Here is a 13,606-nt window from a genome sequence, read left to right as displayed (position 1 = left end):
ATGTCCGACTCCCGCAAGCGGTCCGCCCGTACGGCCTCGACGGCCGTGACGGCCACCGCCGTGGCCGCCGTTGCCGCCGGCCTGCTGGCCGTCCCCGCCTCGGCCCTGACCGGCGCGCCGGCGGCCGACGGCGCGCTCGCCCACACCGCCCGCCTCACCATCGGCGAGGGCGACACCGCCCGCGCCTGCTCCGGCGTCCTCGTCGCCGCCGACGCCCTGCTCACCGCGGCCGACTGCTTCGCGGCCCGGCCCGGGGAGCGGGTGGCGGCCGGCAAGCCGGCCCGGAAGTCCACCGCCGTCTTCGGCACCCAGACCGTCGAGCTGACCGCCCTCATGCCGCGCGACGACCGGCAGGTGGTGCTGGCGCAGCTCGCCCGGCCGGTCGCCGGCGTCACCCCGGTCCGGCTCGCCGCCGCCGGTCCGGCCGCCGGCACCACCCTCACCGCGGCCGGCTTCGGCCGCACCCGGACCGACTGGGTGCCCGGCAGGGCGCACTCCGGATCCTTCGACACCGTCGCCGCGGACGCCGCCACGCTGCGGCTCAAGGGCAGGTCCGGGGCCGGTGTCTGCAAGGGCGACGCGGGCGGTCCCGTACTCGCCGCGGACGGCACGCTGGTCGCGCTGAGCAGCCGGTCCTGGGGTGCGGGCTGCCTCGGCACGGACCCCGCGGAGACCCGTACGGACGCCGTCGCGGTACGCGCCGACGGCCTGGCCGACTGGATCACGCAGACCCGCGCGCTGGCTCCCGGCTGGAAGACGGAGGCCCTCGTGCAGAGCGGCGCCGGTCTCCACCAGGCCATCCGGCTGGCCGACGGCACCTGGACCGGCTTCACCGACGTCCAGGCCGCCGCGGGCAGCGTCGGCGGCGTGCGCGCGGCCTCCGTCGCCGGCATCAACGGCGACACGCACGTGGTGGTCCTGGCCGCCGACGGGCGCCTGCACCACACCATCCGCGCGGCGGACGGCCGGTGGGGCTCCTTCGGGCACATCTGCGCGGTGGCGGGCACCCTGGAGAACGTCACCCAGGTGTCCACCGTCTCGGTCGGCGCCGACCTGCACGTCGTCGCCGTCGCGGGCGGCCGGGTGTTCCACACCGTGCGGAACGCCGCCGGCCACTGGACCCCGTTCGGCGACGTCGCGGCGGCCACCGGCCCGATCGGCGCCGTCACCCAGGTGGCCACGGCCAGTGCGGGCGGCGCGCTCCAGGTGATCGCCGTCAGCGGCGGCAAGGCCCTGCACACGCTCCGCGCCTCGACCGGGCACTGGACGGCGTGGGGGAACGTCGCGCAGGCGGCCGGCCCTACCGGTCCGGTCGCCTCGGTGGCGATGGCCGGCACCGGCGGTGACGCGCACGTGGTCGTCGCCACCGACGGCGGCACCCGCCAGTACCACGCCATCCGCAAGGCCGACGGCCGCTGGGACTCCTTCGGCGACCTCGCGGGCGTCCTCGGGACCGTCACCGCGGGCTCCGTCGCCGCGGCCGGCGTGGACGGCGAGCTCCAGGTGGCGGTCACCACGGCCGACGGCCGCGTCCTGCACACCGTGCGGCACGCCGACCGCACGTGGGCGCAGACCGGTCCGGTGAACCTCCAGGGCCTGCCCGGCGCCCCGGGTCCGGTCGACCTCGCCGGCACCCTCTGACGGTCTCCGGGCCGCAGACGGCCGAGGGGCCGTTCCGGATCGCTCCGGAACGGCCCCTCGCCGCGTGCTGATCGGACGGGTCCGGGTCGGACCGCCTCCGGGTCGGGCCGGAGCCGGTCAGACCGGCTCCGGCTGCGGTTCGCGCCGCTGTTCCGGTACGCGTACCGCCGTCGGCTGCCGGTCCCAGTGCCGGGTGGTGCGCACGTAGCCGTACACCACCGAGCCGGTCGCCAGGATGAGGAGCGGCCCGTAGAGCCAGGGCAGGCCGGCCATCTCCACCGGGAGGTAGCGGTACGAGGCGAGCAGCGCGGCGAAGACCACGGTGCCGTATCCGACGAGCAGGACGCCGCGCCGGTCCCAGCCCCGGTCGAGCGCGCGCAGGGCGGCCTCGATGGTGAGGGTGAACACCACGCCGGCGATGATGTCCGCGCCGTAGTGGTAGCCGAAGCCCAGCGTCGCGCCGAGCGTGGTGAGCAGCCAGAAGACACCGAGCAGCCGCAGGGCAAGGGGGCCCTTGCGGGAGTGGATGAAGATCGCCGTGGCCCAGGCCGTGTGCAGGCTGGGCATGCAGTTGCGCGGGGTGACCTCGTCGAAGGGCATCGGCTGCGGGGTGGTGAGGGCCGGCGGTGTGTGCGGCCACAGGTTCGCCACCGCCCAGTGCCCGCCGTCGGCGCCGTACGCGAAGATCGGCCCGACCACCGGGTAGATCATGTAGATGCCGGGGCCGAGCAGGCCGATGACCAGGAACGTGCGCACCAGGTGGTGACCGGGGAAGCGCCGGTCGGCCGCCACGTTGCGGAGCTGGTACACGGCGACGACGATCGCGGCGACGGCGAGCTGGATGTAGACCCAGTCGAGGACGTGCGCGCCGACGGAGCCGGTGGCCTCGACGATCCGGCCCACCACCCAGGAGGGGTTGCCGAGTGCGTGGTCGGCGGTGGCGACGTACTGGTCGAGGACCGTGGGACGGGTCTTCGACGTGATCATCAGCCAGGTGTAGCCGGTCTTGCGGCCGGCCACCAGGAGCAGGGCGAGGCCGACGCCCTTCAGCAGCAGGACGCGGTCCCGGCCGGTGCGGCGCGTCAGGGCGATGACCACGTGGGCCAGCACCACCAGCAGGGGGCCGTTGCCCGGCATCTGCTCGGCGCCGACCGCCCAGCGCACCAGGAAGAAGACGACGTCGATGGCGATCGCCGCGCCGGCCGCGATGAACCGCTGCCGCCAGGTGAGCACCACCATCATCAGCGCCATGCTGCCGTAGAGCAGCGGCGCGGACCGGGGCGCGAAGACGACCTCGCGTGCCTGGGTGGTGATCGGTCCGGGCACCCCGTAGTGGCGCGCCGCGATCTCCAGCGCGACGAGGAACCCGAGGCCCACCGCACCGGCGGCGGCCCACAGCCCGAGCCGTCTCCGCCCGCCGGTGGCGGGGTCGCCGCCGGGGCCCCCCGCGGCGGAGCTTCCGGCGGCCTTGGCGGCAGCGGCGTTCGCGGCGTCCCCGCGTGAAAGAGTTCGCCCTGTGTGAGATATCAATTTTCAGCCGATTTGTTTACAATTCAAAATGATCGAATGAGAAGTTCGAACATGTTAACGGAATCGGCTGTAGGAAACGATCTGCCTCAGGCCGCGGGGATCACCCGGGGCGCGAACCGCACGGCGCCGCCCGCCCGCACGGCCTCGACCGCGCTCTGGTGAACCGTCCGGCTCACGCCCGGATCGGGACAGGCGATCGGGCTGCCCGCCAGGGCGTACCGCTCCCCGCCGTCCTGGTACTGGACGGTCACGCGGGCCCGGCCCTGCTCCCATTCGGTGTGCACGGTGAGTTCGCCCGTCAGGGTTCCGCCGTCCTCGGTGAGGACGCCGCCGGGCCCGGCGAACACCCCGGGAGTGGTCCACGATGTCGATTCCATGAGTGCTCACCTCGTCGCGGCGCGGTCCTCTGCGTGCCCCTGCGGGCCCACCACGTGAGGACGGAAAGAGTCCGCCCACTTCTCGCGGGTCCTGATTGTGCGGTGCGCGGCCGCCGGCCGCTCCTCCGCATCCTCACTCCGGCTCTTTCCGCCACTTTCATCACACCACGCCCGCCGGGCTCCCGCCAGGGCCGACCGGTACCCGGTGCGTGACCGGGCGGCCCCTCCGCCAATCTCCCCCCGGGTGGCCGTCGGGCCCCGGCCCTCTGGCCTTGCTCCCCGGCCGGGCCGTGCCGCGATCACTCGGGGCGGATGTTCTTGTTGTGGTGGAAGGCGTTGTCCGGGTCGTACTTGGCCTTGACCTGGGCGAGGCGGCGGTAGGCGGACTCGCCGTAGGCCTCCCGCACGCGCGGGGCGGCGTCGTCGGCGTCGAGGAAGTTGACGTAGACGCCGCCGGCCCGGTGCGGCGCGAGGGCGTGCAGGAAGCTCCGCACCCAGGCCGTCTCGGCCGCGGCGCGCTCGGCCGCCTCGCCGGGCAGCCAGGCGCCGTCGATCACGATGGTGTGGGTCACGTCGCGGGCGGCGTAGGCGGTGGCTTCGGCGGGCACGCGGGCGACGGCGCCGCCCAGGTGGAACAGCGCCGCGTACGAGCGGGGCGAGCCGGCGCGGTACGCGTGGTCGGCGAGGGCCGCGATGACGTCGTCGGAGAGGCCCGTGAGGTGCGTGGACTTCCAGTGGTAGTGCCACCCGTGGGGGACGGTGCCGTCGAAGCCGGCCTGGAAGTCGGCGTACGGCACGGGCGCCAGCAGGTCCGCCAACGGCCGTCCGAGGCGGCGGAGTTCCAGCACGGCCCGCGCGCCGTCCTCGACCGTGCCGGCATGGCAGCAGGCCACGGCGACGGCCGGGCGTCCGTGCAGGTGCGCCGGGACGGCGGGCAGCGGAGGGACGGTGCCGAGCCTGACGACGGTGCCGAGTTCGTCGGGCGCCGCGGCGGTGAAGTCCCGGTAGAAGCGGAGGACTTCGGCGGTGTCGTCGGCCGCCCAGAACACCGGTCCGGCCAGCACGGCCGGACCGAGGGGGTGCAGCGCGAAGCGGAACCCGGTGACGGCGCCGAAGTTGCCGCCGCCGCCCCGCAGCGCCCAGAAGAGGTCCGGGTTCTCCTGCACGGAGGCCCGGACGGTGTCGCCCTCCGCGGTCACCACCTCGGCGGCCAGCAGGTTGTCGACGGCCATCCCGTACCTGCGCATCAGGAAGCCGATGCCCCCGCCGAGGGTGAGCCCGCCGACACCGGTGTGGCTCACGATGCCGCCGGTGGTGGCCAGCCCGTGGGCCCCGGTCGCGCGGTCGACGTCGCCCCACAGGGCGCCTCCGCCTACGTACGCCGTTCGGCCGGCGGGGTCGACGGACACCGACCGCATCCCCGAGAGGTCGACGACGATCCCGCCGTCGCACACCGCCGTACCGCCCACGTTGTGGCCCCCGCCGCGCACGGCGATCTCCAGGCCCCGGTCGCGGGCGTACCGTACGGCCGCGGCGACGTCGGCGGTCCCGGCGCAGCGGGCGATCAGCCGGGGGCGGCGGTCCACGGCGCCGTTCCACACGGCACGGGCCGCGTCGTAGCCGGGGTCGCCGGCGGTGATCAGCCGGCCCCGGAATCCCGGGAATCCCCTCAACCCCCTGAACCCCCCGAATCCGTCGATCTCCACCGTGGTCGCCTCCTCGCCGGTGCGCTCCCCTTCCGGAGGACTCCATCGCACACCCGCGGGCGGTGGCCGTGAAGTCACGAATCTGTACTTCCAGCCCATATACGGACTTCTGACCCGAATGCGGACTTCCCGCCCCAAGCCGGACGCGGGACACTGTTCCCGTGCGGAGTTACGGCCAGTACTGCCCCATCGCCCGTGGCGCCGAGATCTTCGCCGAGCGCTGGACCCCGGTGATCATCCGCAACCTGCACCTGGGCTGCGGGAGCTTCGGCGAGATCCTCGAAGGCGCCCCCGGGCTCTCCCGCACCCTGCTCTCCCAGCGGCTGAAACAGCTCGAACGGCTCGGCATCGTCGCGTCGGCGCCCAAGTCCGACGGGCGCGGACGCCACTACGAGCTGACGCCCGCGGGCCGCGACCTGTTCAAGGTCTGCGGGGCGCTCGGCGAATGGGGTGCCCGCTGGCTGGAGATCGCCCCCGAGCACCTCGATCCGTTCGTGGCCCTGTGGTCGATGTGCAACGCGCTCCGCCGGGACCGGCTCCCGGACCGGCGGGTGGTCGTCCGCTTCGACTTCACCGGACCCCGGGGGCCGGAGCGGTACTGGCTGCTGATCGAGCACGCGGAGACCGAGATCTGCCGGACGTACCCGGGCGTCGACGAGGACCTGTACGTCACCGCCGAGGCCGAGGCCTTCGTGAAGTGGCACGCCGGCCGGCTCCCCTGGGCCGAGGCCACCCGCGACGGCCTCATCCGGCTCCACGGCCCCTCGGGGCTGGTCCGGGCCTTCCCCACGTGGAACGCGAAGAGCGCCTTCGCCCATGTCAGGCCGGCACCGCGGCCTCCGGCGGGCGCGGCGGCCTGACGCAGGCCTACGCCTGCGCCCACGCCCCCGTCGCCACCTCTGTCTACGGAAGGAGCTGGCGCGCCAGCGAGTCCGCGGCCCACCGCTCCCACCGCTCCGGGGTCCAACCGCGGTCGGTCACCAGGAGGGCGTACGTCTCCGGGCCGAGCAGCGCCGTCGCGATGTCCGCGGCCGAGGCGGCGTCGTGGCCGTCGCGCAGGCCGCCCGGGACCTTGGCCTCCAGGGCGTGGGCGAACCGGAGTCGGACCGCGTGCCGCTGGGCGAGGTTGGTCCGCCAGAGCTCGGCGAGCTCGGGTTCCGAGGCCGCCGCTCCCCGCACGACCTCCAGGACGGGCGCCGCCCGCTCCAGGATGCGGCGCGCTCCGGCCGCCTGGAGGCGGAGCTGGGCCGCCGGGTCGGGCTCCGCGAGCAGTTCGAGCGCCCAGGGGCGGTCGAGGGTGGCGACCGGGTCCGCGTCACCGGCGACGGCCACGTCCAGCAGTTCGCTGGGCGGGCACGACCGTCGACGGGATCGCCCGCGCCGCTGAGGTCGGCGTCCAGACGGGGTACTTCACCTTCGGCAACAAGCGCGCCCTGCTCAAGGCGAGCCGCGGGACGCGGCGCTCGCCCGTGCCTGTCTCGAACGCGGCATTCACCTGGTGGACGTCGGGGCTACCCACCGGCTCCTGGAGGAGGTGTCGGAGCTGCACGACACGGCCGCCGGGGCCGGGGCGACGGCCGTGCTCAGCGTCGGCGTGGCCCCCGGACTGACGAACCTCCTCGCCCGTCGCGTGAACGACCCCGTCGGCGGGGCCGAACGGATCGACCTGACGGTGCTGCTCGGAGCGGGCGAGCGGCACGACAGCGACGCGGTGCGGTGGACGGTCGCCGGCCTGGGCGAGCCGGTCGCCGCCCGCGCGCTACGGCTGCCCGTACCCGGGTTCGACACCCGGACCGCCCACCCGTTCCCGTTCTCCGACCAGCACGCCCTGCGGCGCACGCTCGGCGTCCCGGAGGTCACCACGCGGCTCTGCCTGGACTCCCGCCCGCTGACCGCAGCGCTGTTCGCACTCCGCCGCACCGGACTGCTCGGCGGCGCACGCCGGCAGCGCCTGCTGACCGGCGTGTTCGGCCGCGTCCACCTCGGCGGCGACGGCTTCGCGGTACGGGCGGACGCCCACCGCGGCGACCGGCACGCCACCCTGACCCTGACCGGCCGCGGCCAGAGCCGAGCCACGGGCCTGGTGGCCGCCCATGTCGTCCGCACCCTCCTCACGCAGCCGGTCCCGCCCGGTGTCCACCACCTGGACCAACTCCCCCACCTCGCCGACCTCCCCGACCGCCTGACCGGCCACGGCATCAGCCCGCCCCCCTGACCCGGCAGCACGAGGACCCGATTCGGGTCCGCACTGTCGCGGGCCGGGGCGGCGCGGGGCCCACACCCCGCCGGAGGTGTGGGCCCCGCGTTCTCTCCGCGGTTGCTACCAGGACGACTTGGTGACTCCCGGCAGGAATCCGGCGTGTGCCTGCTCTCGCATCCGGACGCGCGACAGCCCGAACTTGCGCAGGTGCCCGCGGGGGCGGCCGTCCACGCTGTCCCGGTTCCGGACCCGGGTGGCGCTGGCGTTGCGGGGCTGCTTGCGCAGCTCCGCCAGGGCCGCGCGCCGTTCGGCTTCCGTCGAGGAAGGCCGCCGCAGGACCTCCTTCAGCTCGGCACGGCGGGCCGCGTACCGCTCGACGGTCGCCTTGCGCCTTTCGTTCTGCGCGATCTTGCTCTTCTTGGCCATCAGACCGTCACCCCCCGCGCGCGGATCCGGGCGACCGCGGCCTCGATGCCGATGGTGTCGACGGTCTTGACCGCCTTCGCGCTCAGGGTCAGGCGGACGTGCCGCTCTTCGCTCGGCAGCCAGTAGCGCTTGCGCTGGATGTTCGGGTCGAAGCGGCGGGAAGTGCGCCGGTGGGAATGGGAGATGTTGTTGCCGAAGCCCGGCCGGGCGCCGGTCAGCTGGCAGTGGGCGGACAAGGTGCTACCTGCCCCTCTCTCGACGGAAGTAGTTATTGGAAACGATTTCCATTCCCGTATAGTAGCGGCATGGTACGCAACGAAGTACGCCCGATCGTCAAGCTCCGCTCCACCGCCGGGACCGGCTACACCTACGTCACCCGCAAGAACAGGCGGAACGACCCGGACCGCATGGTGCTGCGCAAGTTCGACCCGGTGGTCCGCCGGCACGTCGACTTCCGCGAAGAGCGCTGACCCCCGCCCCTCCTGCCTCAAGGACACCGCCATGAAGCCCGGGATCCACCCCGCCTACGGCCCCGTCGTCTTCCGCGACAAGGCCGCCGACTTCGCCTTCCTCACCCGCTCGACCGCCACCAGCGACAAGACGGTGGAGTGGGAGGACGGCAACACCTACCCCGTCATCGACGTGGAGATCTCCTCGCAGAGCCACCCCTTCTACACCGGCACCGCCCGGGTCCTGGACACCGCCGGCCGCGTCGAGCGCTTCCAGCGCCGGTACGGGAGCAAGGCGTGACCCTGCCCGTCGTCATCGTCGGCGGGCTCCACTCGGACGCCCGCAAGGAGGTGGTGGAGCGGCTGCTGCACGCCGTCCCCGGCAGCGTCGCCCTCCACCACGACCTCGCCGCCGCGGCGGCGCAGGGCACGGTGCTGCGCGTCATACGCGACGCCTCGGGCGAGTTGTCCCGGGGCGAGGCGCCGCTCGTGAACGACTGCGCCTGCTGCGCGCTGCGCGAGGACCTGGTCCCCGAGCTGGCACGACTGGCCGACGGCGGTCCGACGCGGCTGGCCGTCGTGGAACTGTGGGACTCCGTCGAGCCCAAGGCGATGGCCGAGGTCGTCGCGGCACACGGCGCCGACGCGCTCGACCTCACCGGCGTGATCACGGCCGTGGACCCGGCGCTCGTCCTGCCGTACCTCGTCAACGGCGACGACCTCGCCGATGCGGGCCTCGCGGCCGCCGCCACGGATCAGCGCACCGTCGGAGACACCTGGGCGCGGCAGCTCGAGTACGCGCCCGTACTCGCCCTCGTCGACGGCGGGGAGGCCGACGACGAGGACCGCGCCCTGCTCGCCCAGCTCCACCCGACCGCTCGGCGGGTGGAGGCCGGGTCCGCCGAACTGGCGCAGGCGGCCTTGGCCGGGTTCGACGTGGAAGCGGCGGCCGCTGCCCAGCACCCGGCCTGCGCCCTGCTGCCCCAGGAGGCGGACGAGGCGGGAGTCACCACCTTCGTCTGGCACCGGCGCCGCCCCTTCCACCCCCAGCGCCTCTACGACGCCCTGGAAGACCTCTGCTGCGCGGCCGCACGCAGCCGCGGCCGGTTCTGGCTCGCCGACCGCCCCGACACCCTGCTGGCCTGGGACGCCGCGGGCGGCGCGCTCTGCGTGGAGAACACCGGGCCCTGGCTGGCCTCCCTGCCGGACGCCGCCTGGGAGCTGGTCCCGCCGATGCGGCGGGCAGCAGCCGCACTCGACTGGCATCCCGACCACGGCGACTGCTGCCAGCACCTCGTCTTCACCTCCCCCGGCCTCGACCGCCACGGGCTGGAACAACTCCTCGACTCCTGCCTCCTCACCGATGCCGAATACGCGGCGGGACCCGACGCCTGGAGGTCCCTGCCCGCCGCCTTCGACTCCCTCCTCGACCCCGTCTCGTAAGCCCGGCACGACCCGACCACCCAAGGAACACGCATGGCTCGCCGCCAGACCCACCACAAGCCGCTCAAGGCCCGTCCCAACCCGCTGGACGCGGCCGGGATCACGTACATCGACTACAAGGACACCGACCTGCTGCGGAAGTTCGTCTCCGACCGCGGCAAGATCCGCAGCCGCCGCGTCACCCGCGTCACCGCCCAGCAGCAGCGGCAGCTCGCCGCCGCGATCAAGAACGCCCGTGAGATGGCCCTGCTCCCCACCGGCACCCGATAGGACGTGGCAAACCGGCGAGGGCTCTCCCGACGAAGCCCCGGGACGTGGTCCCGGAGCTCAGGGGGAGCCCTCGCCGTCTGCCGTGCCGTTCGACGCACCGCAGGCGGCGGCCCTGGTCAGCCGCCGACCGCCGGTGCCGCTGCCCGGAGGAGCGTCCGGGTGAAGGCGTGCCGTGGCGCGGTGAACACACGGTGCGCCGGGCCCTGTTCCACCACGCGTCCCGCGTCCATGACCGCGATGCGGTCGGCCAGTGCGGCGGCGGCCGAGACGTCGTGGGTGATGAACACCAGGGTCAGATCCGCCCGCTCCCGTAGCCGGGCGAGTACGCCGAGGACGGCGTTCCCGGTGCGGGGGTCGAGGCCTGAGGTGATCTCGTCGCAGACCAGCACCTTCGGCTCGGCCACCAAGGCCCGTGCGAGCGCTGCCCGTTGGAGTTCACCGCCGGAGAGCCTCCCGGGGCGGCGCTCGGCCAGGCCCGTCGGCAGGCCGAGTTCCCCGAGGGTCCGTACGGCCGCCCTGCGCGCATCCTCCGGGCGTGCCGCGCACAACCGCACGGCCGTACGGGCCACCTGGTCGAGAACGGGCCGGTGTTCGTCGAACGCGGCCTTCGCGTCCTGGAACACGTACTGCACAGCGGCCAGTTCCGTACGGCTGCGGGACCGGAGACTGCGCGGCAGCGGCGTGCCTTCGAGGAGGACCGTTCCGTCGTACGCGGAGTGCAGTCCGGCCAGACAGCGCCCCAGCGTGGTCTTGCCGCTGCCGGAGCGGCCGACGAGCGCGAGGCACTCCCCCGCCGCGGCCGAGACGGCGATGTCGGTCAGGACCTCGACGGCGCCCCGCGCGGTGGGGTGCCTGGCGGTGAGGCCCCGGGTCGCCACCCGCGCAGCGCGCCGCGGGCGGCCCGCCCGCGGTGCGAGGGGGACCGTGGGACGGCCGGGCTCGGTGAGCACCGATTCCGCCGTCCCACGGTCCACGACCCGGCCCTCTCGCATGACCACCACCTCGTCGGCCAGCTGCCGCACGACGTCGAGGTCGTGGCTGAGCAGGACGACCGCGATGCCCTGCTCGGCCACCGCCGCCGGTTCCGCCGCGATGCCCCGCTTGGTGAGCGCGTCCTGGCCGGTCGTCGGCTCGTCGGCGACGATGACGCGGGCTCCCAGCAGCAGGGCCTGCGCCAGCCGCGTCCGGTTCCACCCCGACGCCGAGGAACGCGGCCGTGGCCACCAGGTACAGGGCGCCGGTCAGCCGGATTCCGGCGTCGGCGGCGAGGGGCCGGCGCATCGAGCGGGCCACCCGGCTCGTCATGGACGTCGTCGACCGCGTCCCCGGAGTCGCCACCGGCCGCGCCGCCGCCCTCCGTCAGACCATGGCCGACCAGCGGATCCGCCACCACGACTGGATCCGCACCCACAGCACCGACCTCCCGGAGATCACCGGCTGGTCCTGGCCCCACTGACGAGGCCGCCCGGCTCCGGAGCCACTGCCGTAAGTCTGCGGCCGTCGCGTGGCGGCGGCGCGGCGTTCGCCGGGGCACCGCCGACGGGACCGGTCGGGCCCCGCTGGGGACCACTGGGCCCTCCCGCAGTGGGTGCCCCGCACTCAGGGTGGAGGTGATGACCGGCATCCCTCGAAACTGCGGGCAGGCGCGATGACGACCTACGTGTACGACTTCAGCCAGGGCGGCCGGGGCAGCCGGGAGACGGCCGGGCTGCTCGGCGCCAAGGGCGCCGACCTCGCGGAGATGGCCGGCATGGGCCTGCCCGTGCCGCCGGGTTTCACGGTCACCACCGAGGCCTGCCGGGTGTTCCTCGCCACCGGTGCGCCGCCGCAGGAGCTCGAAGGCCAGTTCGCCCGGCATCTGGCGGCCCTGGAGCGGGCGGCGGGCAAGCGGCTCGGGCAGGTCGACGACCCGCTGCTGCTGTCCGTACGGTCAGGGGCCGCGTTCTCGATGCCCGGGATGATGGACACGATCCTCGACATCGGGCTGAACGACCTCGCGGTCCTGGGGCTCGGCAAGACGCCGGAGCGCGAGCGGTTCGCCTGGGACTCCTACCGGCGACTCGTGCAGATGTTCGGCAGTACGGTCATGGGGGTGGACAGCGCGCTGTTCGAAGCCCTGACCGGCGGTCTGGAGCGGCAGCACAGGGTGGCCGACGACAGCCGGCTCGACACCGTGGACCTGATCCGGCTGGTCGAGGCCTTCAAGGACCTGATCGCGGAACAGACCGGTGAGGAGTTCCCCCAGGATCCGGCCGAGCAGCTGTGGCGCGCGGTTCTCGCCGTCTTCTCCTCCTGGGACGGCGAAGGGGCCCGGATCCACCGCCGCCGCGAGCACATCCCCGACGACCTGGGGGCCGCCGTCAGCGTCCAGACGATGGTCTTCGGCAACCTGGGGCCCGACTCCGGCAGCGGCGTCGCCTTCACCCGCGACCCGGCCACCGGGCGGCCGGGGGTCTACGGGGACTACCTGCCCAACGCCCAGGGCGAGGACGTCGTGGCCGGCGTCCGCAACACCGTGCCCGTCCGAGAGCTGGCGGACCTCGATCCCGGCGCGTACAAGGAGCTGCGCGCCCACATGGACCGCCTGGAGGCCCACTACCAGGACATGTGCCACATCAAGTTCACCATCGAGCGCGGGAAGCTGTGGATGCTCCAGGCCCGCGTCGGCGGGCGCACCGCCCAGGCCGCCTCCGCAGTCGCCGCCCAGCCGGCCGACGAAGGCCGGATCTCCCCGCAGGAGGCACCGGCCCGGGTCGATGGCGACGCCCTGGCCCACTGACGTTCCCGCACGACTGATCGCCGTGGCCCCGCCGCGGTGCCGACGGCCCCGGCGGCCGTCCGCACCGCGGTGTGCTGTCCCGTGTCCGTACCGGCGTGCTCTCAGGCCGTGTCGTCCGGGCGGCGGCTGTGCATCACGCCCACGACCCCCTCCACCCGCCAGGCCGCGCGCAGCAGGGCGGACGGGTCGACGGAGGGGGACGCGAGCCCTTGGAGGGTGACGACGCCGTCCTTCACCTGCACCCGGACGGCAGGGCCGGCGGATGCCGGGAGCCGGGCCGAGACCTCGGCCGCGACATCGGAGCGGATCTCGTCGTCGGTTCGCCGGAATACCCGCAGCAGGTCCCGGCGGGTGGCGATGCCGATGAGGCGGTCCTCCTCGTCCACCACCGGCAGCCGGTCGACGTGCCGGCGTTCCATGACGCGGGCGGCCTCGGCCACGCACTGTTCGGGATGCACGGTCACCGCCGGCGTCGTCATCAGCGCTCCGGACGTCAGCCGGCCCGCGGGTCCGCCCGCTCCGTCGCCCAGCAGCCGGGTGAGGTCGGTACGGGAGACCACGCCCACCACCTTGTCGTCGTCGTCCACCACCGGCAGGCCGCTGATGCGGTGGCGGGTCAGGAGCCGAATCAGCTCCGCCGCGGACGTATCCGGGTGCGCCTTGACGACGTCGCCGGTCATCACCTGCCCCACGGGGGGTGTCTTCACCATGTGCCTCGTCTCCAGCGGCGCTGTCCTCCTCGGTCACCCCAGCGTGCGCCCGGCGGAGGCCGCGAGCCAGGGGCC

At 74.3% G+C, this 13,606-nt stretch carries 15 protein-coding genes and 2 pseudogenes; 9 read left to right on the top strand and 8 right to left on the bottom strand.

The features are described from left to right. Positions 1-1,641 (top strand): trypsin-like serine protease, encoded by a 1,641-nt coding sequence (locus ACIF6F_RS05545; protein WP_399941576.1) that lies wholly within the window; start codon positions 1-3, stop codon positions 1,639-1,641. A gap of 117 nt (positions 1,642-1,758) precedes the next feature. Here ACIF6F_RS05545 and ACIF6F_RS05540 read toward each other — a convergent pair whose 3' ends face one another. The 3 genes from ACIF6F_RS05540 to ACIF6F_RS05530 all read right to left on the bottom strand — a co-directional run bounded on the left by ACIF6F_RS05540 (position 1,759) and on the right by ACIF6F_RS05530 (position 5,221). Further along, the gene (locus tag ACIF6F_RS05540) at positions 1,759-3,039 is read right to left on the bottom strand and encodes a phosphatase PAP2 family protein (RefSeq protein ID WP_399942180.1); all 1,281 of its coding nucleotides are present in this window, start codon (positions 3,037-3,039) and stop codon (positions 1,759-1,761) included. A 218-nt stretch (positions 3,040-3,257) separates the two neighbouring features. Next, positions 3,258-3,548 carry a hypothetical protein gene (locus tag ACIF6F_RS05535; protein ID WP_399941573.1) on the bottom strand — a complete coding sequence of 97 codons (291 nt, stop codon included), beginning with the start codon at positions 3,546-3,548 and terminating at the stop codon, positions 3,258-3,260. 299 nt (positions 3,549-3,847) lie between these two features. After that, a complete protein-coding gene (locus ACIF6F_RS05530) occupies positions 3,848-5,221 on the bottom strand; it encodes an FAD-binding oxidoreductase (protein ID WP_399941570.1) in 1,374 nt (457 codons plus the stop codon). 194 nt (positions 5,222-5,415) lie between these two features. On the opposite strand from ACIF6F_RS05530, the gene ACIF6F_RS05525 reads away from it, so the two are divergent. Next, a complete protein-coding gene (locus ACIF6F_RS05525) occupies positions 5,416-6,114 on the top strand; it encodes a winged helix-turn-helix transcriptional regulator (RefSeq protein WP_399941568.1) in 699 nt (232 codons plus the stop codon). Positions 6,115-6,157: 43 nt separating this feature from the next. Here the strand turns inward: ACIF6F_RS05525 and ACIF6F_RS05520 are convergent, their stop codons facing one another. Continuing rightward, positions 6,158-6,586 (bottom strand): TetR family transcriptional regulator, encoded by a 429-nt coding sequence (locus tag ACIF6F_RS05520; RefSeq protein WP_399941565.1) that lies wholly within the window; start codon positions 6,584-6,586, stop codon positions 6,158-6,160. Between the two features lie 166 nt (positions 6,587-6,752). On the opposite strand from ACIF6F_RS05520, the gene ACIF6F_RS05515 reads away from it, so the two are divergent. Then, positions 6,753-7,469: a saccharopine dehydrogenase gene (locus ACIF6F_RS05515; protein ID WP_399941562.1), complete on the top strand. Its 717-nt coding sequence runs from the start codon at positions 6,753-6,755 to the stop codon at positions 7,467-7,469. Between the two features lie 105 nt (positions 7,470-7,574). On the opposite strand, the gene rpsN is transcribed toward ACIF6F_RS05515, so the two are convergent. Together rpsN and rpmB are read right to left on the bottom strand one after the other, a co-directional pair. Continuing rightward, entirely contained in the window at positions 7,575-7,880 is a 306-nt protein-coding gene (rpsN, locus tag ACIF6F_RS05510) for a 30S ribosomal protein S14 (RefSeq protein ID WP_399941560.1), read from the bottom strand. Further along, positions 7,880-8,116: a 50S ribosomal protein L28 gene (gene rpmB, locus ACIF6F_RS05505; protein ID WP_399941557.1), complete on the bottom strand. Its 237-nt coding sequence runs from the start codon at positions 8,114-8,116 to the stop codon at positions 7,880-7,882. Before rpmB ends, rpsN begins: the two co-directional genes overlap by 1 nt. Positions 8,117-8,185: 69 nt before the next feature. Between rpmB and rpmG the strand changes: the two genes are divergently transcribed. From rpmG to rpsR, 4 genes are read left to right on the top strand one after another with little or no spacing between them, the layout of a single operon-like run. Further along, positions 8,186-8,350, top strand: coding sequence for a 50S ribosomal protein L33 (rpmG, locus tag ACIF6F_RS05500; protein ID WP_399941555.1), 165 nt, complete (start codon positions 8,186-8,188; stop codon positions 8,348-8,350). Positions 8,351-8,381: 31 nt separating this feature from the next. Then, entirely contained in the window at positions 8,382-8,630 is a 249-nt protein-coding gene (locus ACIF6F_RS05495; protein ID WP_329124852.1) for a type B 50S ribosomal protein L31, read from the top strand. After that, positions 8,627-9,772 (top strand): CobW family GTP-binding protein, encoded by a 1,146-nt coding sequence (locus ACIF6F_RS05490; protein ID WP_399941552.1) that lies wholly within the window; start codon positions 8,627-8,629, stop codon positions 9,770-9,772. The genes ACIF6F_RS05495 and ACIF6F_RS05490 overlap by 4 nt, the downstream gene beginning before the upstream one ends. Positions 9,773-9,805: 33 nt before the next feature. After that, complete coding sequence (rpsR, locus tag ACIF6F_RS05485; protein WP_399941549.1) at positions 9,806-10,042, top strand: 30S ribosomal protein S18; 237 nt, start codon at positions 9,806-9,808, stop codon at positions 10,040-10,042. Between the two features lie 116 nt (positions 10,043-10,158). Here rpsR and ACIF6F_RS05480 read toward each other — a convergent pair whose 3' ends face one another. Further along, positions 10,159-11,115 carry an ABC transporter ATP-binding protein gene (locus ACIF6F_RS05480; protein WP_399941547.1) on the bottom strand — a complete coding sequence of 319 codons (957 nt, stop codon included), beginning with the start codon at positions 11,113-11,115 and terminating at the stop codon, positions 10,159-10,161. A 221-nt stretch (positions 11,116-11,336) separates the two neighbouring features. Between ACIF6F_RS05480 and ACIF6F_RS05475 the strand changes: the two are divergent. Both ACIF6F_RS05475 and ACIF6F_RS05470 read left to right on the top strand, forming a co-directional pair. After that, positions 11,337-11,498, top strand: a pseudogene (locus ACIF6F_RS05475) (hypothetical protein); the annotation flags it as partial. Positions 11,499-11,690: 192 nt separating this feature from the next. After that, positions 11,691-12,815 (top strand): annotated as a pseudogene (locus ACIF6F_RS05470) (PEP/pyruvate-binding domain-containing protein); the annotation flags it as partial. A 107-nt stretch (positions 12,816-12,922) separates the two neighbouring features. On the opposite strand, the gene ACIF6F_RS05465 reads toward ACIF6F_RS05470, so the two are convergent. Next, complete coding sequence (locus ACIF6F_RS05465; protein ID WP_399941544.1) at positions 12,923-13,531, bottom strand: CBS domain-containing protein; 609 nt, start codon at positions 13,529-13,531, stop codon at positions 12,923-12,925. Positions 13,532-13,606: the final 75 nt, after the last annotated feature.

The sequence above is a fragment of the Streptomyces sp. NPDC086023 genome (genome assembly GCF_044540325.1).
Classification (GTDB): domain Bacteria; phylum Actinomycetota; class Actinomycetes; order Streptomycetales; family Streptomycetaceae; genus Streptomyces.
The sequence above is the reverse complement of the archived record's forward strand: the minus strand, read 5'-3'. Positions and strand labels throughout refer to the sequence as shown.

What these genes read in the sequence shown, in the direction of transcription:
- ACIF6F_RS05495 (WP_329124852.1), top strand. Translation starts at nt 8,382, where the DNA reads ATGAAGCCCGGGATCCACCCCGCCTACGGCCCCGTCGTCTTCCGCGAC.
- ACIF6F_RS05545 (WP_399941576.1), top strand. Translation starts at nt 1, where the DNA reads ATGTCCGACTCCCGCAAGCGGTCCGCCCGTACGGCCTCGACGGCCGTG.
- rpsR (WP_399941549.1), top strand. Translation starts at nt 9,806, where the DNA reads ATGGCTCGCCGCCAGACCCACCACAAGCCGCTCAAGGCCCGTCCCAAC.
- rpsN (WP_399941560.1), bottom strand. Translation starts at nt 7,880, where the DNA reads ATGGCCAAGAAGAGCAAGATCGCGCAGAACGAAAGGCGCAAGGCGACC.
- rpmG (WP_399941555.1), top strand. Translation starts at nt 8,186, where the DNA reads ATGGTACGCAACGAAGTACGCCCGATCGTCAAGCTCCGCTCCACCGCC.
- ACIF6F_RS05465 (WP_399941544.1), bottom strand. Translation starts at nt 13,531, where the DNA reads ATGGTGAAGACACCCCCCGTGGGGCAGGTGATGACCGGCGACGTCGTC.
- ACIF6F_RS05535 (WP_399941573.1), bottom strand. Translation starts at nt 3,548, where the DNA reads ATGGAATCGACATCGTGGACCACTCCCGGGGTGTTCGCCGGGCCCGGC.